The 20,059-nt window shown below is 64.5% G+C and carries 19 protein-coding genes; 6 read left to right on the top strand and 13 right to left on the bottom strand.

The features are described from left to right. Positions 1-31 precede the first annotated feature (31 nt). Entirely contained in the window at positions 32-1,180 is a 1,149-nt protein-coding gene (locus VK804_RS11445) for a GGDEF domain-containing protein (RefSeq protein ID WP_325370921.1), read from the bottom strand. 445 nt (positions 1,181-1,625) lie between these two features. On the opposite strand from VK804_RS11445, the gene VK804_RS11440 reads away from it, so the two are divergent. The 4 genes from VK804_RS11440 to VK804_RS11425 all read left to right on the top strand — a co-directional run bounded on the left by VK804_RS11440 (position 1,626) and on the right by VK804_RS11425 (position 5,485). Continuing rightward, on the top strand, positions 1,626-2,195 hold the full coding sequence (locus VK804_RS11440) for a sigma-70 family RNA polymerase sigma factor (RefSeq protein ID WP_325370920.1): 570 nt from the start codon (positions 1,626-1,628) through the stop codon (positions 2,193-2,195). Then, positions 2,192-2,890, top strand: coding sequence for a hypothetical protein (locus VK804_RS11435; protein WP_325370919.1), 699 nt, complete (start codon positions 2,192-2,194; stop codon positions 2,888-2,890). The genes VK804_RS11440 and VK804_RS11435 overlap by 4 nt, the downstream gene beginning before the upstream one ends. Before the next feature lie 18 nt (positions 2,891-2,908). After that, on the top strand, positions 2,909-4,573 hold the full coding sequence (locus tag VK804_RS11430) for a S8 family serine peptidase (protein ID WP_414642756.1): 1,665 nt from the start codon (positions 2,909-2,911) through the stop codon (positions 4,571-4,573). Between the two features lie 429 nt (positions 4,574-5,002). After that, positions 5,003-5,485: a TIGR03809 family protein gene (locus VK804_RS11425; RefSeq protein WP_325370918.1), complete on the top strand. Its 483-nt coding sequence runs from the start codon at positions 5,003-5,005 to the stop codon at positions 5,483-5,485. An 83-nt stretch (positions 5,486-5,568) separates the two neighbouring features. On the opposite strand, the gene VK804_RS11420 is transcribed toward VK804_RS11425, so the two are convergent. The 12 genes from VK804_RS11420 to VK804_RS11365 all read right to left on the bottom strand — a co-directional run bounded on the left by VK804_RS11420 (position 5,569) and on the right by VK804_RS11365 (position 16,780). Next, on the bottom strand, positions 5,569-5,874 hold the full coding sequence (locus tag VK804_RS11420) for a GIY-YIG nuclease family protein (RefSeq protein ID WP_325370917.1): 306 nt from the start codon (positions 5,872-5,874) through the stop codon (positions 5,569-5,571). Between the two features lie 210 nt (positions 5,875-6,084). Then, complete coding sequence (locus VK804_RS11415; RefSeq protein ID WP_325370916.1) at positions 6,085-7,455, bottom strand: TIGR03808 family TAT-translocated repetitive protein; 1,371 nt, start codon at positions 7,453-7,455, stop codon at positions 6,085-6,087. Positions 7,456-7,552: 97 nt separating this feature from the next. Continuing rightward, positions 7,553-8,209 (bottom strand): pyroglutamyl-peptidase I, encoded by a 657-nt coding sequence (locus tag VK804_RS11410; RefSeq protein ID WP_325370915.1) that lies wholly within the window; start codon positions 8,207-8,209, stop codon positions 7,553-7,555. Further along, the gene (gene meaB, locus VK804_RS11405; RefSeq protein ID WP_325370914.1) at positions 8,206-9,198 is read right to left on the bottom strand and encodes a methylmalonyl Co-A mutase-associated GTPase MeaB; all 993 of its coding nucleotides are present in this window, start codon (positions 9,196-9,198) and stop codon (positions 8,206-8,208) included. The genes VK804_RS11410 and meaB overlap by 4 nt, the downstream gene beginning before the upstream one ends. Positions 9,199-9,391: 193 nt before the next feature. Next, a complete protein-coding gene (scpA, locus tag VK804_RS11400) occupies positions 9,392-11,548 on the bottom strand; it encodes a methylmalonyl-CoA mutase (protein WP_325370913.1) in 2,157 nt (718 codons plus the stop codon). A 189-nt stretch (positions 11,549-11,737) separates the two neighbouring features. Continuing rightward, positions 11,738-12,202: a GFA family protein gene (locus VK804_RS11395; RefSeq protein ID WP_325370912.1), complete on the bottom strand. Its 465-nt coding sequence runs from the start codon at positions 12,200-12,202 to the stop codon at positions 11,738-11,740. Further along, positions 12,199-14,070, bottom strand: a complete 1,872-nt coding sequence (locus tag VK804_RS11390; RefSeq protein ID WP_325370911.1) for a methylmalonyl-CoA mutase subunit beta — start codon at positions 14,068-14,070, stop codon at positions 12,199-12,201. Before VK804_RS11390 ends, VK804_RS11395 begins: the two co-directional genes overlap by 4 nt. Before the next feature lie 100 nt (positions 14,071-14,170). Then, positions 14,171-14,662, bottom strand: coding sequence for a 2-amino-4-hydroxy-6-hydroxymethyldihydropteridine diphosphokinase (gene folK / locus VK804_RS11385; RefSeq protein WP_325370910.1), 492 nt, complete (start codon positions 14,660-14,662; stop codon positions 14,171-14,173). Continuing rightward, the gene (gene folB / locus VK804_RS11380; protein WP_325370909.1) at positions 14,655-15,032 is read right to left on the bottom strand and encodes a dihydroneopterin aldolase; all 378 of its coding nucleotides are present in this window, start codon (positions 15,030-15,032) and stop codon (positions 14,655-14,657) included. Before folB ends, folK begins: the two co-directional genes overlap by 8 nt. Beyond that, positions 15,029-15,886: a dihydropteroate synthase gene (gene folP / locus VK804_RS11375; protein ID WP_325370908.1), complete on the bottom strand. Its 858-nt coding sequence runs from the start codon at positions 15,884-15,886 to the stop codon at positions 15,029-15,031. The genes folB and folP overlap by 4 nt, the downstream gene beginning before the upstream one ends. A gap of 85 nt (positions 15,887-15,971) precedes the next feature. Beyond that, a complete protein-coding gene (locus tag VK804_RS11370; RefSeq protein WP_325370907.1) occupies positions 15,972-16,379 on the bottom strand; it encodes a DUF4332 domain-containing protein in 408 nt (135 codons plus the stop codon). Positions 16,380-16,417: 38 nt separating this feature from the next. After that, on the bottom strand, positions 16,418-16,780 hold the full coding sequence (locus VK804_RS11365) for a DUF2267 domain-containing protein (protein ID WP_325370906.1): 363 nt from the start codon (positions 16,778-16,780) through the stop codon (positions 16,418-16,420). A 331-nt stretch (positions 16,781-17,111) separates the two neighbouring features. Between VK804_RS11365 and VK804_RS11360 the strand changes: the two genes are divergently transcribed. Both VK804_RS11360 and VK804_RS11355 read left to right on the top strand, forming a co-directional pair. After that, positions 17,112-18,671, top strand: a complete 1,560-nt coding sequence (locus VK804_RS11360) for a helicase HerA-like domain-containing protein (RefSeq protein ID WP_325370905.1) — start codon at positions 17,112-17,114, stop codon at positions 18,669-18,671. Positions 18,672-18,734: 63 nt separating this feature from the next. Beyond that, complete coding sequence (locus VK804_RS11355) at positions 18,735-20,045, top strand: glycosyltransferase family 87 protein (RefSeq protein ID WP_414642755.1); 1,311 nt, start codon at positions 18,735-18,737, stop codon at positions 20,043-20,045. The last annotated feature ends 14 nt before the right edge of the window (positions 20,046-20,059 follow it).

The following is a 20,059-nucleotide window of genomic DNA, read 5'->3' as shown; positions in this document are numbered from 1 at the left end:
CTCCGTCGTCCGGGAAACGGAAGGTGGCGGGTCAGGCGCTGGCGATGCGATTGCGTCCTCGTGCCTTGGCTGCGTAAAGCGCGCTGTCGGCGCGCGCGAGAAGGGTGTCTGGGTTCTCGTCGGCGGCCAGCGTCGCGAGGCCGGCGGAAATCGTGACCGTCATGCCCGGCGAGAATGCGCTCCAGTCGAGATCGGCGATGATCGCCCGCAGCCGATCCAGGATGGGTGCGGCGGCCTCGCTTGAGGTATCGGGAAGCAGCAGCAGGAATTCCTCGCCGCCGTAGCGGCCGAAGCGGTCGATGCTGCGGATGTTGGCGAACACGGTGATGGCGAACGTCCGGAGCACCTCGTCGCCGGTCGGATGGCCGAAGGCGTCGTTGATGCGCTTGAACCAGTCGAGATCGATCAGCGCAATCGAGCAGGGCGCATTGATGCGGTGGGCGCGGGCGATCTCGTCGTCCAGCATCCGCATGATGCAGCGGCGGTTGAACGAGCCGGTCAGCTCGTCCAGTTCGGCGAGCTCTTCGATGCGCTTGTAGGCTTCCCTCAGCTTGACGCCGCTCGCGTAGAGCGACTGGCGCATCTGGCTCGAGAACATCCCGAGAAACATGCAGCGGCCGATGGTCAGGACGAACACCGACATCGTCGCGAAGCGCTCCAGGTAACTGTCATGCGGCAGGGAAATCGGCTTGTCGGTCAACAGAAACAGCCCGGCGAGGCCGAGCGCGGTGGCGGTCCAGACCAGTGCGGTTTGCCGCGCCGTCGAGCGCAGCGAACCGAAGTTGAACACCACGAACAGCGTGCACAGGAACATGACGCCGACTTCGGGCACGATGTAGGTGAAGGTCAGCATGATCGCGGCGGAGACGATCAGCTGCGGCGTCACGAAATAATGGTCGTGGAAGCGCTCGGTGAAGCCGGTTTCCGACAGCAGCAGATAGAAGGCGACGGAGGCCAACCCGCTCGCGGCGAATGCCGGGCCCATGATGGCCGGGATCGTGCCCGCATGCGCGTAGACCAGCAGGATCAGGGCGTCGACGACATAACTCGCCGCGATCATGCCCTGAATCTGGCGGCGCTGTCTGGCGCGGCGCGACAACGCCTTCGCCGAAGGCTTCCGGCCCACGCTTTCGGGCTCGGCCGCAATTGGATTCAGGAACGGAAACGCAGCGGTGGCCATGATCTCGCCGTCAATGGAACTCGGCAAAAAATCTAAGTGGGAAAGCCTTTAGGTTTGGTATCTTTTGGAACCGATTCCCGCCCGCGGGATTTCGGTATTTTCCTTGTTTGACAAAGGAAATTAGCTTCCCCCGACGATCCTGACGGGGCCGGATCAGGCGGTGCCGGGCGGTGGCGTCGCGCGGATCGACCTGCAGGCGCTGTTTTGTGCGGCGTGCCCTTGCTAAGGTTGGCTGCGGAATGGCTGGGGCGTGTAGAAAGTATTTCTGTATTATGATACCATATTTCTCGGTTTGTTGGCTGCCGGTCGCGCGGGCGCTGCCGCGAGATCGCGTTATGTGTGGTACATCACAGATGCGGTCCCTGACTTATGGTAATTTGAAGAATCTTGCCTTTGCCATCGAACCACCGGCCAAGGAAAGCCGACAAACCTTGCGAGACGGCCATTGAGTGCGACACAGGCGGCTACGGACGACGTCCTGATCGCTCGGATCGCTCAAGGCGACCGCCTCGCCATGCAGGTGCTGTACGGACGGCATCATGTCAGGGTGTTCCGTTTCGGGCTCCGGCTGGTGCGGGACGAACAGATCGCCGAAGATCTCATCAGCGAGGTTTTTCTCGATGTGTGGCGCCAGGCCGGCAAGTTCGAAGGCCGATCCGCGGTTTCCACCTGGCTCCTGGCGATAACGCGATTCAAGGCCCTGTCCTCGCTGCGGCGCAGGAAGGACGTTGAACTGGACGACGAGGCCGCCAACGCGATCGAGGATTCTTCCGACGATCCGGAAGTGGCGGTGCAGAAGAAGGATACCAGTGAAGCGTTGCGCAAGTGCCTGACGGCACTTTCGCCGGATCATCGGGAGATCGTCGATCTCGTCTACTACCACGAGAAGTCGGTGGAAGAGGTGGCTGAAATCGTCGGCATTCCGGAAAACACCGTTAAGACGCGCCTGTTCTATGCGCGCAAGAAACTGGCCGAGCTGCTGAAGGCAGCCGGCATCGAGCGAGGTTGGCCATGATGGCAGCGAGCAAGAAAATTCTGGAGCAAGAGCCCAGCGAGCTGGAAATGCTGTTGCCCTGGCATGCCGCCGGCACGCTGAACGCGCGCGATGCTCGCCGCGTCGAGGAAGCGCTGGCGCGGGATCCCGAGCTCGCCAGGCAATACGCCGTGATCCGGGAAGAATACGCCGAGACCATCGATCTCAACGAAAGCCTGGGGGCGCCGTCGGCGCGCGCCATGCAGAAGTTGTTCGCGGCGATCGACGCGGAACCTGCGCGGCAGCCGCGGTCCTCGCGCCATTTCGCCGCGCGCTTCGCCGGATTTTTCGCGAGCCTGTCACCGCGCACGCTGGCCTGGTCGGCGAGTCTTGCCGCGGTGGCGCTGGTGCTGCAGGCCGCCGTGATCGGCGCGGTGCTGGTGAACAACCAGAATTCCACTTTCCAGACGGCGTCGTTGAGCATGAACGAGCCGATCACCCGCGAATTGGGGCCGGCCGCTCCGCCGCGCGCGCTGGTGCGTTTCGCGCCGGAGGCACGCGTCGCCGACATCACGACGCTGCTCGACAACTACCAGGCCTCGATCGTCGACGGCGCCAAGGGCGGCCTGTTCCGGCTGCAATTCGGTAACAAGCCGATGACCAAGGATGAAACGGCCGGCCTGATGAGCAGGCTGCAAAACGAGAAGATCGTCAGTCTCGCGGTGCCGACGCCCTGATCCGCATGGCGCTCTGCGATGAGCGCATCAGCCCGAGGTTTCAAGATGCTTGATCCCCTGACCTGGCGGACGAGGGCACGGCGCGCGGCGTTTTTGTTGTTGTCGGCGGCGTTGACGCTGGCGTGTCTGGATGCCGCGCCGCTTCATGCGCAAAACATCATGCGCACGCCGAGCATCAGGGTCGAGGGACGCATTCCAACGGTCGGCCCGGTGATTGCGCCGCGGATCAACGCCGACGTCGCCGCTACCGCGGCCTCCGGGATCGACAGAACTTCCCCCAACCTCAGGACCCGTTCCGGCTGCGGCTACGCCTATCGCAATAGCGACGGCGACTGCCAGGGTCAGCCGGTGAGGTCGGTCGCAGGTTCGTCGGGCAAGAAAGGCAACGCCGGCCCGCGCAGCAACCTGTCGCAGACGGCGGCACTCGGGCTGCGCACGGTCCCAAGCGAGATCGTGGCCGAGATCGACGGCTCGCTGTCGGATGTGCAGGCCGATGCGCTGGCACGGCGTCACGGCCTTGCGCGCCTGGAGTCGCAGAATTTCCCGCTGGTGGGCGCGACCATCGGTCTGTTCCGCATCACCGACCGCCGCTCGTTCGAGACCGTCAGGCGCGAACTTGCAACCGACACCGGCTTTCGTTCGGTGCAGCCGAATTACATTTACCTGCTGCAGGGACAGCCTGAGGTCCCGACCGAAGGCGATCCCGCCCAATACGCGCTGGCCAAACTTCGCCTGCCCGAGGCGCACACGCTGGCGCACGGCGTCAATGTCATCGTCGCCGTGATCGACTCCGGAATCGACGTCAAACATCCGGAATTCGCCAATTCGATCATCGACAGCTTCGATGCGCTCGCCAGCAAGGAAGGCCCGCATGTCCACGGCACCGGCGTTGCCGGCGCCATCGTCGCGCATGCGCGGCTGATGGGAAGCGCGCCGGCGGCGAAGATCCTGGCGATCCGCGCCTTCGGCACGGCCGCGAAAGGAGCGGAAAGCACGTCGTACGTGGTGTTGAAGGGGCTCGACTATGCGGCTGCGCATGGCGCGCAGATCGTCAATATGAGCTTTGCCGGCCCCAGCGATGCGCTGATCGAACGCGGCATCGCGGCGATGGCCGCCAAGGGCATCGTGATGGTCGCAGCCAGCGGCAATGCCGGGCCGAAATCGCCGCCGCTCTATCCCGCCGCCGACGCCAACGTGATTGCGGTCAGCGCCACCGACGCCGAGGACAGGCTGTTTCCGGCCTCGAACCGCGGCAGCTTCGTCGCTGTTGCAGCACCCGGGGTCGACATCTTCCTGCCGGCGCCGGACGGCAAATATCAGATGACCTCCGGCACCTCGTTTGCCGCAGCCTACGTCAGCGGCCTTGCCACCCTGATGCTGGAGCGCAATCCTGCGTTGAAGCCGGACGGAGTGCGCGCAATCCTGACCAAGACTGCCCGCGATTTGGGCGCTCCCGGCCGCGACGACCTGTTCGGCGCCGGCGAAGCCGATGCTTTTGCGGCCGTCACTGCCACGATCGCCGCGCCCGCGGCGCCGTTTGTCGCGGCCTCCGAACCCGTCGCCGCGGCAAAGACTTCCGTGCCGCCGGACGAACCCGCGACCAGGGCGCTGAATCAGCCGCCAGCCACCATGGCCGCCGACAAACCGGTCGTGGACGAGGCAAAACACTCGTCCGCGCAGTAATTTTGGCCCAAGAAAGCCGGCCTGAAAAAGTTAAAAAAATCGCAAGCCGGTTTGAACGTGCGACGCCCCCTGCGCGACCAACTAACGTGGGAGCGGTTATCCCTCCCCATCGAGGCTATATTCGGCGCGAGCGCCCATCCACCCCAAGCGCCCATATGGCTTGACCCGTCCGGTTGTCCCCCCGGACGGGTCTTTCGTTTCCGGCGCCATTTTCGGCTTTGGCTCTGCCCGACGCGCCGACATGCCGGCGGGGCTTGACTGTGGATAGTGAGAACAACCCCCGTATTGCTACGGCTTTCCGTCGAAAGCCGGCGCCGATCGCGCTCGATAGCTAGACTTCGTTAAGGTTTTCCACAACATATCTTCGTCATGTTCGATTGATTCGTCCCGGTTGCGTCGGCGTCCGTTTTTCTCCTTGCGGGCTGATTCATGACCCATCAACTCGACGTGGCACGGGGCCGCGATACGCTCACGCGCTGGTGTGCTCTCGCCGAAGCGCGGCTCGAACACCTCACCGAACTTTTCGAGACCGGCCGCTGGCGCCGCTATCACAGTGAAGTGTCCTTTCTCGAGAACATCCAGGAAGCCAAATCCGCGGTGCTGGTCTGGCGCGATCTGGCCAGCCGCGAGGCCTCCCGCGACAACTCCGCCATTGACGTCTCCTGGCTCGGTCGCGCCGCAGCCACCGCCTCGCGCGGCGAGAGCCTGCCCGGCCGGATCGATCGGCCGCAGCCGCGGCCGGCAAAAATTGAAGCCGAGCCGCCGGCATCGGTCATTTCGATCGTCCCGGTAGCCGGCGATCCCAGTTTGGGCGTGTCATCCCTGCCGCCGACGGACGATGCATCGGACCTGGCGCGCGATATCGCGGCGGCCGTTTCCGAACGCTATCCGCAACTGCGCAACGCGATGTAGGTGGCAGCCGTCATCCCCGCGTAACGGCTTCGCCGTCATCCTGAGGTGCGAGCCTCTTCGGCGAGCCTCGAAGGATGACCTGCTCAGCCGGTCGATGGCTTGCCAGCGCGACGACGGGAAAGTCGGCTCAGATTTTTCCAGTCGGAGCGAACGAGAGCTTCCTTCTTGGCACAGCTCCAGCCCTTGATCTGGCGTTCGACGGCAATCCCATCCGTAATCCGATCGAAATATTCAGACCAGACGAGGACGACGGGTCGTCTTGAAAAAGTATATCCCTCGTACGATCCGGCATTGTGCTGATCGATACGCGGTTGGAGGTCGTGTCCCGTTGCGCTTCCCATGTAGTAGGAACCATCGGAGCAGCGCAGCATGTAGATATAGATGCCCACCCAGTCATCCTTCGAGGCTCGCCGAAGAGGCTCGCACCTCAGGATGACGCAGCGCGGCCTGCTGTCAATATCCTTTCGCAGCGACGATGGCGGAACGCTACTCGTTGCTTCGCAATGCGATGTAGAGCTGCCGACGTCATCCTGAGGTGCTCGCCTCTTCGGCGAGCCTCGAAGGATGACTTGCTCAGTCGCCCCTTGCCTTGTCTTCGCTTACCGCCGCACCGCGTTGGTCCCGATCACGACCTGCGCAAATCGCTCCGCGCCCTCGGCGGTGAGATCGCCCGTCACCGGGCGCGCGTGGTCGAGTCCGACCACGGCTCCGCGCGGCGTCTCCGAAATCATGTTGTTGTTGACCAGCGCGGTGCCTGCGCCCGGCGTCACCGACACGCCGATGCCGACGAAAGCCTTGCGGATCACGTTGCCAGTAATCGCGACATCGCGCAGATATTTGCCCCAGCCGGCGACGATCCCGAACGACGGCGCGTTCTCGATCACGTTGCCGGTCACCGAGCTATCGGCCTCCACATAGATGCCGATGCCGGCGTCGTCGTCGGGCGCGGTGCCGATCGGGCGCTTCGGCTTCAGGTTGCGGATGACGTTGCCCTGCACCACGGCGAGCCGTCCGCCCTCGTTGAAATTGCAGACCGAGACGCCGAACGCGGCGCCGTCGACGGTATTGTCGGCGATCACGGCGCCCTCGAAGGAAAATTCCGAATACAGCGCCACCTCGCGGACGTCGCTGACGCTGTTGCCCGTAATCTGGATGTTGGACGCCGAATTGCCGCGCACCGCGGAATAATCGCAATTGCGGATGCGGTTGCCCCGCACGATCACATTGCCCGCCCGAAACGCGTTGATGGCGTTGCCGTATTGCCCGGAGCCGCCGGGGCCCGCCTTGATGTCCTCGATACGATTGTCGGCGACCAGCGTGCCGTCGTCGCCGATCGCGCTGCGCAGGATTTCGATGCCGTTGTCGTTGGTGCCCAGGATGCTGTTGCGCGAGACCGATAGCCCCTGCGCGTCGAACGAGACGATCGCGGTCGAGGCCGTGTTGCCGATGATGTTGCCGCTGACGTCGCCGGAGACGTTTTCCAGCCAGATGCCGTTGCCGCCGCTGTTTGCTATCTCGCAATCGGTGATGCGGATGTCGCGTCCGCCCAGGCAATGCACGAGGCCGCGTCGGGTCGGCAGCGGAATGCCGCTGCCGTCGAGCGTCACGTTGGCAATGCCGGCGCTGTCAGCGCCTTCGCCCTGAAACATCGAGGCGCCGCCATTGAACACGAGTTTTGTGGCGCCGCGCACGCCGACCAGCTGCGTGCCGCTTTGCAGGCGAAGCATCGAGGTGCGATAGACGCCTGAAGGCAGCGCCAGCGGAACCCGCGCCCGCGCCGCCTCGTCGATCGCCCGTTGCAGCGCTCTGGTCTGGTCGTCGGGGCTGCCGGGATGGATGCCGTACTGCGTGGCGTCGCGTCCGAGCGCTGACGTCAACGGCGCCGCGTGCATGGCGCGGGTCGGCATCGCGAGCGCGCCGGCAAGGCCTGTGGCGGAGATGCCGATGAAATGGCGGCGATTGAGGTTCATGCACGCCACTTAGCGCCAAAATGCGCCGACGCGTGGCGCAGACGCGGATGAGGGCGGAGGATTGTTGGGGGTAGGGTTAATCGTTGGCCTGCGGGAATTAACGCTTCAATGCCGCTTGCCGCGTCAGCCTTACCATCTCCGCAAGCATCGCCTCGCCGGCGTCGACCAACTCGTCGAGCGTGATGCGGTGCGCCGCGCCCTTGCGTTGCGGCGCGCGGTGGCGAGCCAGCAGCGGCACATGAACGAAGGCGGCGAGTTGCGGGCCGCCCTCGCGACCGGTCGTCTCGATCGCGCGCCAGCTCAGATAGTTGCAGAGATAGCTCCCGGCGTCGCGCGATATCCTCGCGTCGATGCCGGTGGCGCGGGCCGCGCGCAGCAGTTTGGCGGTATGCGGGCCGAACACTAGCGCCTCGGCGCTGCCCGCGATCGATCCCTTCCGCGCGCGGCGGCGATCGGCATCGGGGAACGAGGTGGTGACGGCGTTGCGCGCCCGCGTCTCGATGCGGACATGCGCGGTGCGCCCGGCGAGGCCGAAACACAACAGCGCCTGCGGACGATGCCGGGCGATCAGCTCGGGCAGTTCGCGGTCGACGGTCACATAGGTGACGTAAAAAATATGCCCGGTCAGTTCGACATCGGCGAACGCCGGGCGGCGCAACTCCGTCAACCGTTTCACGAGCTGCTGCGTCGGATTGAACGGCGCGCCCGGAAACGGACCGAAACCGGTGACGAGAATACGGAGCTTTTCGCTCATCCCAGCATCTCCGCGATCTGCTCCGCGGCCAACGAAGGCGTCACGCGGCCATCGGCCACCTCGGCCTCGATCTTTTTGACCTTTGCCCGCAGCGAGGCATCGGCACGCAGCCGCGCCATCATCCGCTGCTCCAGCATCGACCACATCCATTTTATCTGTTGCTCGCGGCGGCGTTCGGCGAACTCGCCCGAGGCGGTCATCGCGGTGCGGTGGTCGAGGATGGTCTGCCACAGCGTATCGATGCCGGTCTCGGTCAGTGCTGAATAGGTCAGCACCGGCGGATGCCAGTGCTCGGAGCGGGGCGACAGGATATGCAGCGCGCCGCGATATTCCGACGCCGCCAGGTTGGCGCGCTTGACGTTGTCGCCGTCGGCCTTGTTGATCGCGATCATGTCGGCGAGTTCGACCAGGCCCTTCTTGATGCCCTGCAGCTCGTCGCCGGCGCCCGGCAGCATCAGCGCCAGGAAGAAATCGGTCATGTCGCAGACGGCGGTCTCCGATTGACCGATGCCGACGGTCTCCACCAGCACCACGTCGAAGCCTGCGGCCTCGCACAGCAGCATCGCCTCGCGGGTCTTCGCCGCGACGCCGCCGAGCGTGCCGGAGGCCGGCGAGGGCCGGATATAGGCGCGCTCGGAAGCCGCAAGCCGCGCCATCCGCGTCTTGTCGCCGAGGATCGAGCCGCCGGTGCGCGCCGAGGAAGGGTCGACCGCGAGCACCGCGACCTTGTGGCCGTGTTCGATCAGGAACATCCCGAGCGCGTCGATGGTGGTGGATTTGCCGACCCCGGGCGAGCCGGTGATGCCGACGCGAACCGCCATTCCCGTCAAGGGCAGCAGCGACTGCACCAGATCCCGGGCGGCCGCCTGATGATCGCCGCGCCGGCTTTCGATCAGCGTGATCGCCCGCGCCAGCGCCGCGTGGTGGCCGGCGCGGAGGTCTTTTGCGAGGGATTCGAGATCGACGGGGGCGCTGTTCGGCTGGGACATGCCTTCGTTTACAACGGCAAGGCGTGGTAGGCGAGGGGGAGCGTGCACGCCACGGCATTTGAAAGTGCGTCATACACCGCCGTCATCCTGAGGAGCGCGCCCTTCGCGCGCGTCTCGAAGGATGTCGCACGCACCGTCGTTGACCATCCTTCGAGGCTCGCCGAAAGTGGCTCGCACCTCAGGATGACGTGAGCTACTCCGCCGCCTCGCTATGGCCGAGCCGCGCGTTGAGCTTGTGGATCAATTCCTCGGCGGCATCCGCGATCACGGTGCCCGGCGGGAAGATCGCCTCCGCGCCGGCCTTGTAGAGCGCGTCGTAATCTTGCGGCGGCACCACGCCGCCGACGATGATCATGATGTCGTCGCGGCCCTGCTTCTTCAGCGCGGCCTTCACTTCCGGCACCGCGGTGAGGTGGGCGGCCGCCAGCGACGACAGCCCAAGGATATGGACGTCGTTCTCGACCGCCTGGCGTGCGGCCTCCTCGGCGGTGGCAAACAGCGGCCCGATGTCGACGTCGAAGCCGACGTCGGCAAAGGCCGACGCGATCACCTTCTGGCCGCGGTCGTGGCCGTCCTGGCCGATCTTTGCCACGAGAATGCGCGGGCGTCGCCCTTCGGCATCCTCGAAAGCGTCGATCAGCGCCTGCACTTTTTCGACCCGGTTGGACATGGTGGACGCCTCCCGCTTGTAGACGCCGGTGATGGACTTGATTTCGGCGCGGTGGCGGCCGAATACTTTTTCCAGCGCGTCGGAAATCTCGCCGACGGTTGCCTTGGCGCGCGCGGCATCGATGGCGAGCGCCAGCAGGTTGCCATTGCCTTCGCCGGCGCTCCTTGTCAGCGCCGCTAGCGCTTCGTCGACGTCCTTCTGGTTGCGCTCGGATTTGAGCCGCCTGAGCTTGTCGATCTGCAGCCGCCGCACGGTGGAATTCTCGATCCTGAGCACGTCGATCGGCGCCTCGTCGAGCGGCTTGAACTTGTTGACGCCGATCACCGCCTGCTTGCCGGCGTCGATCCGGGCCTGCGTCTTGGCGGAGGCTTCCTCGATCCGCAGTTTTGGCACGCCTGCTTCGATCGCCTTCGCCATGCCGCCGAGCGCCTCGACTTCCTGGATGTGGCTCCAGGCTTTCGCCGCGAGATCACGGGTCAGCCGCTCGACGTAATGGGAGCCACCCCAGGGATCGATGATGCGCCTGGTGCCGCTTTCCTGCTGCAGGAACAATTGCGTGTTGCGCGCGATCCGCGCGGAAAAATCGGTCGGCAGCGCCAGCGCCTCGTCGAGCGCGTTGGTGTGCAGCGACTGGGTATGGCCCTGCGTTGCCGCCATCGCCTCGATGGTGGTGCGCATCACGTTGTTGTAGACGTCTTGCGCAGTCAGCGACCAGCCCGAGGTCTGGCAATGCGTGCGCAGCGACAGCGAACGCGGATCCCTGGGGTTGAACGGTTTTAGCAGCTTGGCCCACAGCAGCCTTGCCGCGCGCATCTTGGCGACTTCCATGAAGAAGTTCATGCCGATGGCCCAGAAGAACGACAGGCGTGGCGCGAAACGGTCGACGTCGAGGCCGGCGGCTAGACCCGCACGGAGATATTCGACGCCGTCGGCCAGCGTATAGGCGAGCTCGAGGTCCTGCGTCGCGCCGGCTTCCTGCATGTGATAGCCGGAGATGGAAATGGAGTTATATTTCGGCATCTTTTGCGAGGTGTACGCAAAGATATCCGAGATGATCCGCATCGAGGGCGCCGGCGGATAGATGTAGGTGTTCCGCACCATGAACTCTTTGAGGATGTCGTTCTGGATGGTGCCGGACAGCTTCTCCGGCGGCACGCCCTGTTCTTCGGCGGCTGCGACGAACAGCGCCAAAATCGGCAGCACCGCGCCGTTCATGGTCATCGACACGCTCATCTGGTCGAGCGGAATGCCCGAAAACAGCGTGCGCATGTCGTAGATCGAATCGATCGCGACCCCGGCCATGCCGACGTCGCCGGTGACGCGCGGATGATCGGAATCATAGCCGCGATGGGTGGCGAGATCGAACGCGACCGACAGACCCTTCTGCCCGGCGGCGAGGTTGCGGCGATAGAAAGCGTTGGAATCTTCCGCCGTGGAAAACCCGGCATATTGCCTGATAGTCCAGGGCTGGTTGACATACATCGTGGGATAGGGGCCGCGCAGATAGGGCGCGATCCCTGGCCAAGTGTCGAGGAAATCGATGCCTTGGAGATCGGCCTCGCTGTAGCCCGGCTTCACGGGGATGCCTTCGGGCGTCAGCCACGGCTCCGCGCTGCCGGCAGGCTCGGGCGGGGCGGTCTTTTCAAAAGCGATATTGGCGAAATCAGGTATGCGGCTCATTTCAAAAATCTCGTTCGTCATGGCCGGGCTTGTTCCGGCCATCCACGTCTTAACGCTCTCGACGCAAGAAAGACGTGGATGCCCGGGACACCTGCGCGAAGACGCGCTTCGCGCTTTAGCCCGGGCATGACGGGACTGTGTTCGATGGCAAACATATCACAGCCAGTTGCCACCGTCATTTCTATGTCCCTAATCATGGTCCGGATGCTGGTGGCTGACGATGCCGGAAACCTTTTCCGGGCCGTAGTTCTGCAGCGTGGTCTGGCTCGGCAGGTTGGCGATCGCCACCACCCAGCCGAGCCGGGATTCCGTGCCGAATTGCTGGGTCGGCACCACCCGATCCGGGCGGTCGAAGGCGCCGGTCATGATCTCGATCCGCGGGCCGTCGATGGGGCGAAAGCTCAGCGGCGTGCCGCAATCTTTGCAGTAGTCGCGTTCGGCGATGGTGGAGGAGCGGAATGCCGCGGGCTTGCCGCGGGTCCAGGCGAAATCGCCGCGGTCGATGTCGGCGAGGGACGCAAACGGCGCGCCCGATGCCTTCTGGCACATCCGGCAATGGCAGATGCTGACCTTTTTCGGCGGCGCCGACAGCGCAAAGCGAATCGCGCCGCATTGGCAGCCGCCGGTCAAACCAGGTTTTGCAGCCGTCGTCATGTTGCCTCCGTCAGCCGATAGGCGTCCTGCAGGACTGTCAGAGCATCGCCGCCGGCAAAGACGAAATCGCCAACGCCCGCGGCGCGCAGCGCGGCTTCCCGCTCGCCCGGTCGCCCTGCCAGATAGATATGCCTTGCGCCGGCGGCTTGAAGGGCCCTTGCGGCCGCGACCGCTTGCCCTGCATAGACCTTGTCGGAGGAGCAGAGACACGCCAGCGCCGCGCCGGAAGCCTCGAACACCGCGGTCAGCGCCGTCGGATCGGCGAACCCCTCGGTATCGATCGCCTCGATCCCGCCGGTTTCAAAAAAGCTCTTCGCAAATGTCGCGCGCGCGGTGAAGTCGGCGGCCGTACCGAGATTGGCGAGAAAGATCTTTGGCCGCACGCCGCTATCCCTGAGAATCTGGTCAGAACGGTCGCGCAGGATTTCGAACGGCGCCGCCAGCCGCATTGGCGTCAGCGCCTCGAATTTGAATTTGGCCTCGCCGTAAGGCGCGACCACAACCGGCTTTGCGTCGAGCACCGCGACGCCAGCCTCCCGCAGATTGGGAAACTCGGTGGCGCCGGTGAGTACTTCCTTGCGCCGGGCTATATTCTGTTCGCGCAACGCCCGCGTCGCCGCGACCTCGCGCTGGATCACGCCCTGCTCCAGGGCGGCGAATGCGCCGCCCGCTTTTTCGGTTTCCTGAAACAGCGCCCATGCCGCCTCGCAGAGTTGTTGCGTCAGGCTTTCGATGCCGCCGGAGCCCGCCGCCGGATCGGAGACCTTGGCGAGATTGGATTCCTCCAGCAGCACCAATTGCGTGTTGCGCGCCACGCGCCGCGCGAACGGGTCGGGCAGTCCGAGCGCCAGCGTATGCGGCAGCACGGTGACGGCATTGGCGCCGGCGAGGCCTGCGGAAAATGTCGCCATCGTCGCGCGCAGCATGTTCACGTAAGGATCGCGCCGGGTCAGCATCCGCCACGCGGTTTCGGCGGCGACGAACAACGGTTTCGGCGCGAGCCCGCAGGCCTGTTCGATCCGTGCCCACAACAGGCGCAAGGCGCGAAACTTTGCCAGCGTCAGGAATTGATCGGCATCGGCGGCAAGCCGCGCATAGATCATGCCGCTGGCATCTTCGAGCGCCACGCCGGCAGCTTCCAGCGCGCGCAGATAGGTCACGCCGGTGGCCAGCACGAACGCCAGTTCCTGTGCTTCCGATCCACCGGCGTCGTGGATGACGCGTCCATCGGCAACGGCGAACGGGCCCCTAAACCCCATGCCCGCGAGGTTCTTGACGGCGCCTGTAACCGCGGTCGCGATCTCGGGCCACGTATAGGGACTGGATCCCCAGACCGCGCAGGCGCCGATTGGATCGAGACCGAAACGGATATCGCAGGCCGCGGGGTCGAGACCTTTGCGTTGCACGTATTCGGCGACGTGGATGGCGGCCATCCGCGACTGCGGGCCGACCTGAAGTTCGATCGCTATCCCGGCATCGATGAAAATGCCGTCCAAAAGCTTCTCGACGGCTTCCGCCGACGGCTCGAGCCCGAAGCCGCGCGCCCCGTTGGCGCCGGCGAATACCAGCGCCAGCCCGGTCGCGCCATTTTCCAGATCGTGCAGCGCCTGGGCGTTGGCGATAGCCGCATCCGGATGATCGATCCGCTGCATGATCTGCCAGGGCGTGGCCGGACCCCGCCCCGGGATGGGAGCGGCGCCATGGGCGCGCGGGTAGATCGGCTCAATCTTCAGGCCGTCAGAGGTTTTGGCGATCAGCTTCTCGAATGGCGCGCCCTTCAGCACGCCATCGACCAGCTTGCGCCAGTCGTCATAGCCCGCCGGCGGAAAATCCGCCGCCAGCTGCAGGTCTTCGGTCTCAGATGTCATTCGGCCGGGCGCTTCCTTCGAGCCGTTTTGCGTGTTTGGCCGGAAATTGCCACGTGCGGACCGTGAAGCCAAACGGTTGTTTTCGGGCGGACGGGGCGGTCTAGCAGAGCTCGGGTAGCCGCTCGATCCCCTCGGTCGACAGCTGAACGAGCGCCGCGGCGACGCTGCGTCCCGCGATCACACGGTCCGGCACAATCTCCATCAGCGGCACCAGCACGAAAGCGCGCTCGAAGGTCCGCGGGTGCGGCAGCGTCAGTTCCGGCCTCTCGATGGAGACGTCATCATAGGCGATCAGGTCGAGATCGAGCGTACGCGGGCCCCAGCGCGTCTCCTTGGGCCGGTCGCGGCCGAATTTGTGTTCGATCTTGTGCAGCGTGAACAGCAGCGCATGCGGATCGAGGCCGGTTTCGATTTCGATGCAGGCATTGACGAAGCGGGCCTGCGCCTCGTCGCCCCAGGGCGGGGTGGCATAATCCGACGAGCGCGCCAGTAGCGCACCTTGCGTCATGCCGCAGATATTGGCGATGGCTTTTTTGAATGTCGCGCGGACGTCGCCGACATTGCCGCCGAGCGCGATCAGGACGCTAGCCACGCGGCGCCTGGCGCGTGCGCGTCAGCACCACGCCGACGTCGTCGAAGATCGCGGCGATCGGCGCATGCGGCTTGTGGACCGTGACCTTGATGGCGCTGATGCGGGGAAATGCCGCCAAGATGGCGTCGGCCACCGCGCCTGCCGCGCGTTCCAGCAGCTTGTAGTTGGCATTCTTGAACGCCGAGGTCGCGGTCGCCACCACGTTGGAATAGGACACGGTATCGGCGAGCTTGTCGGTGCGCGAGGATTCCGACAGATCGGTGGATAATTCGAGATCGATGACGAAACGCTGTCCGACCTCGGTCTCATGTTCCATGACGCCGTGGCGGGCGTGGATGACGACGCCTTTGATGAAGATCATATCGGTCATTGCCGGTCCCGGATCGCCGCCGCGACGCGCAGGGCCTGCACGGTTTCGGCCACATCGTGGGTGCGGATGATCCGCGCGCCACCGATCGCCGCCACGACATGGGCGGCAATCGATCCGCCAAGCCGCTGATGCGGCTCCGAGGGCGTGACCGAGCTGATAAAACGCTTGCGCGACGCGCCGACCAGCAGCGGCAGGCCGAACGATCCGAGTTCATCGAGCCGGGCCAGCACGGTCATGCTCTGTTCGGGGGTCTTGCCGAAGCCAATGCCGGGATCGAGCACGATGTTTTCGCGGGAAATGCCGGCCTGGTCGGCGATCTCGAGCGAGCGGGCAAAGTAAGCGGCGATATCCTGCATGATGTCGATGCCGGCATCGGCGCGGTCGCGGTTGTGCATCACGATCACGGGGCAACGGCGCGACGCCACCAGCCTCGCCATGGCGGGATCGCGCTGCAGGCCCCAGACGTCGTTGGCGATCGAGGCGCCTGCATCCAGCGCCCAATCCGTGACGGCCGGTTTCATGCTATCGATGGATACGGGAATGCCGAGCGAAACGACCTCGGCGAGGATCGGCCGCAGGCGTCTTAATTCCTCCTCGGCCGTAACAGGTTCGGCGCCATAGGGACGGGTGGATTCGGCGCCGATGTCGATGATGTCGGCGCCCTCGGCGATCATGCGGCGGGCCTGCGCCAGCGCATGCTCCGGCGCGACGAACCGTCCGCCGTCGGAAAAGGAATCCGGCGTGATGTTCAGCACGCCCATCACGGCCGGGTAGGGCCGGGACAATAGCGCCGGCCATAGCGGACGACCTGCCGTGGCGGCGGTGGGCGCGGGTCTGGACGTGGTCGCGATCATGCGGTCGCTTTGCGCGGTCCGCTCGTGGGAGTCAAGACGTGACGGCCGCCTCGCGCGGGCGTCCGCCAGGCCGCTTTCGCCGGGTCTAATAACTGATTTTGGGCTGAAGTTTTCGGGCCTGCGCGATCAGTTGCTCGACCGATTTTTCGGATGGCATGACGCGGACGAGTTTGCGCCTGGTATTCACTTCCTTCATGCTTTCGGCCAGGCGCGCCGGATTGCGCAGCGCGAGCTCGCGGACCGTGGTGACGCCGGCGGCGCGCACCAGCCCGACCTTGGCCTTGCCCATGCCGGGAATCCGCATGTAGTCGGAGACGTTGGCCCATTCCAGCAGTTGCTGTTCGCTGATCCCGGTCTTTGCCGCCAGCATCTTGCGGCCCTTGACGGTTCGCGCCGCCTCCAGCAGCCGATCCGTGGTGCGAATGCCCAGCGATTTGAGTTTTGAGGCGGCGAAGGATGGCAGACCATCGATCTCGGAGATTGGATATGTCATGGTGCTCGATATGAAAAGGTGCTTAAGGCGAACTGATTTCAGGCGAACTGACTAAGCCCCGGTGTCCCCGCGATGATCTCGCCCATTCGATCCGCTCCGATTTTGTCGCGGCCGAACCTGAAAAGTTCACGGGCGACGCTCTGAATTTCACCCATGCCCAGACCGAGCGCCATCAGCCTGCTACCGAGCGCCATCAGGCCGCCGCCCATCAACTTTGCAAGACCGCCGCCGCCGGACGCCGCGATCGCGGCTTCCGCGCCCGGAATCTCGTCGATCAAGACCTGAACCTTGTCGGAAGGGCCCTCATTGCGAAGGAAACCCAGAACGATGCCGATGGTTTTTTCGGCCACGGCAGCATCGATGCCGGCTTTTGCAGCCAGCCGCCCTATCAGTTCGTCCATATTGCCCCGCCTCAACCGGCTTCCTGCCGGCTCCTTGCTTGTCGAAATTATCTTGATCTTCCGTGCAGTGAATTACAAGCGATCACGCATTCCAAAGCGCGATTCAGCTTCGATGGCGGCGCGAGTGTTGCAGCAATGCAAGAGCCAGGGTGATCTGAGGAGCCGCATTCAGACTTTCGTTGGTTGCGAAGCGGTGGTCGATCCGGCTGCGGCAAACCGATTCAATGACGGCCTCGGGCAGCCTTTGACCGGTTTCAATCGGCCTGCAAGATGCCTTATGATACTGCCGCCCGGCGGCTGAGACCCCTGCGGCGCGGCGAGAGGCAATGCAATGGCTACCTCCGATACCAAGATGGCCGATACGATCGAGCAGATTTTCATCGGCAAAGGTGAGGCAGCGGCATGGCTGACGCTGGCGCTGGCCAACCGCCATGGCCTCGTTACCGGTGCTACCGGAACTGGAAAGACCGTCTCGCTGCAAGTGATGGCGGAGGGATTTGCGCGGGCCGGGGTTCCCGTGTTCGCAGCCGACATCAAGGGCGATCTCTCCGGCATCTCCGAGGCCGGCGAGGCCAAGGACTTCATCCTGAAGCGGGCGAGCGAAATGGGCCTCAGCTTCCAGACCGACCGGTTTTCGACGATCTTCTGGGACGTGTTCGGTGAGCAGGGCCATCCGGTGCGCGCCACCGTCTCGGAAATGGGACCGCTGTTGCTCTCCCGGATGATGGATCTGAACGATGTCCAGGAAGGCGTGCTGAACATCGCCTTCAAGGTGGCCGACGAGCAGGGTTTGCTGCTGCTGGACATGAAAGACTTGCGGGCGATCCTTTCCTTCATCGCCGAACACGCCAATGAGCTGACCACGCAATATGGCAACGTCTCGAAACAGACGGTGGGGACCATCCAGCGCCAGCTGCTGGTACTGGAGAACCAGGGCGGCGCCAAATTCTTCGGCGAGCCGGCGCTGGCGCTGAAGGATTTCATGCGCACCGACAGCGACGGGCGGGGCATGGTCAACATCCTGGTCGCGGACCGGCTGATGCAAAGCCCGCAGCTCTACGCGACCTTCCTGCTGTGGATGCTCTCGGAGCTGTTCGAGGAGTTGCCGGAGGCCGGCGATCCGCCAAAACCAAAACTCGTGTTCTTCTTCGACGAGGCGCATCTGCTTTTCAATGATGCGCCGAAGGCCTTGATGGACAAGATCGAGCAGGTGGTGCGGCTGATCCGCTCCAAGGGCGTCGGCGTGTATTTCGTGACGCAAAACCCGATCGACGTGCCCGACAAGGTGCTGGCCCAGCTCGGCAACCGCGTGCAGCACGCGCTGCGGGCCTTCACCCCGCGCGACCAGAAGGCGGTGGCGGCGGCGGCCGAAACCTTCCGGCCCAATCCAAAACTCGACACCGCGCAAGTCATCATGGAACTCGGCAAGGGCGAGGCGCTGGTGTCGTTCCTGGAAGGCAACGGCACGCCGGCCATGGTCGAGCGCATCATGATCCGGCCGCCGACGGCGCGGATCGGGCCGATCACGCCGGAGGAACGCAAGGCGATCATGGACAACAGCCCGGTCAAGGGCAAATACGACACGACGATCGATTCCGAATCCGCCTATGAGGTGCTGCAGAAGCGCGTGGCCGGCAACGCGGCCGCCCCCGGTGGCGGCGGAATTCTCGATAGGATCGGCGCGATCGTCGGGACGATCTTCGGCACCAACGTGCGGCGCGGCAAGCTGTCGACCGGTCAGGTCATCGCGCGGAACGTCACGCGATCGGTCACCAACCAGGTGGTCGGCGGGGTGGTGGCCGGCCTCGGCAAGAAGGTCGGCGGCTCGATCGGCGGTTCGGTCGGACGCTCACTGGTGCGCGGCGCGCTCGGCGGGCTGCTGCGACGATAGCGTTTGAAATCCCATGGCCATTTGCTGCGGCGTGGCCTTCCTCCGATATCCTGAAAGGTGCGCGTGCTGAGATATCCGTCGTTACGAGCGCCGATCGATGTGCTCTTCCTGGTCTGCTGCATTGCGCTGACGGCCGACGTTCTGGGGCCGGAAATCTGGGGGAGCGGGAAGACCAAGGACTATCCGCTGTGGTATTGGGCCGGCCAGCAGGTCTTGCAGGGCAGGGACCTCTACCCCAGAGATCCCGGCGACTATTTCGAATTCATCTATCCGCCGCTGTCGGCGGTGCTGCTCGCGATTCCCGCCTGGTTCGGTAAGATCCCGCTCTATCTCTGCCTGTCGGTCTTCAATGCCGTGGCGTGGTGGATGACCGCGCAATTCTCCAACGCCATGACCGGCTCCGGGCGGATACCCGGCCCGTGGCTGTTCGCGCTGCCGGGCTTCGTCACCGTCACCTTCGTGTTCGACATGTTCGATCTCGGGCAGCCCAACCTCGTGCTGCTGGCGATGATGCTGTACGGATTCTGGCTGCTGCAGCACGAGCGGCCCTGGATGGCGGGCAGCATGTTTGCGCTCGCCACCGCGATCAAGGTTTTTCCGGTCGCGGTGTTTCCCTATCTGATCTGGCGCCGGCGCTGGGCGGAGGCCGCGAGCATGATCGTATTCCTCGGGGTTTTCCTGTTCATCGTTCCGGCACCGGTGCGCGGCTTCCAGCACAATGTCGCCGAATTGAAGACCTGGTATCAGGGCATGGTGGGCACGAGTTCGGAGCAGGGTTTTGGCCAGCGCGGCGAGCAGAACTGGTCGTGGGTCAACCAATCCATCATCGCGGTGACGCACCGGCTGGTGCGCCCGGTCAACTACAACCAGGACAATCCGGCGCGGCCGCCGGCCTACATGAATCTGATGGATGTCAGCTTCAAGACCGCGAACTGGATCGTCGTGGCTATCTCGCTCCTCATCGGGCTTGGCTTTCTCGCGGTGATGCCGGCCCGCTCGAAGACGACGCCGAGGTCCAATGCCGAGGAACTCGGTATCCTGTTCTGCCTGATGATCGTGGCCTCGCCGCTGGCCCGCCAGTATTATTTCATGTGGCTGTTCTTTCCGATGACGATCCTGATCCATCGGGCGGCCTATGATCCCCGAGTGGCGGTACGGGCCGGCACATGGGCGACGCTGGCAATCGCCGGGCTTTTGATGTGCCTGTCGTTTCCGGTTTTTCCCAACGAGCTGCAGGCCTGGGGCAACAACCTCGCCGCGACCGCCGTCATCGCCGCCGGACTGGTCTGGCACATCCTGCATCCGCCCGAGGAAGGCGAGCTCGGCTCTTTGTCTCCGGCGGCTACCGCGCTACAACCTGTCGTCCCGAAATAGCCTCGCAAGCCAGG

The sequence above is a fragment of the Bradyrhizobium sp. genome (genome assembly GCF_035484855.1).
GTDB lineage: Bacteria > Pseudomonadota > Alphaproteobacteria > Rhizobiales > Xanthobacteraceae > Bradyrhizobium.
Note: the sequence above shows the minus strand (reverse complement) of the source record. Positions and strands in the feature narration are given on the sequence as shown.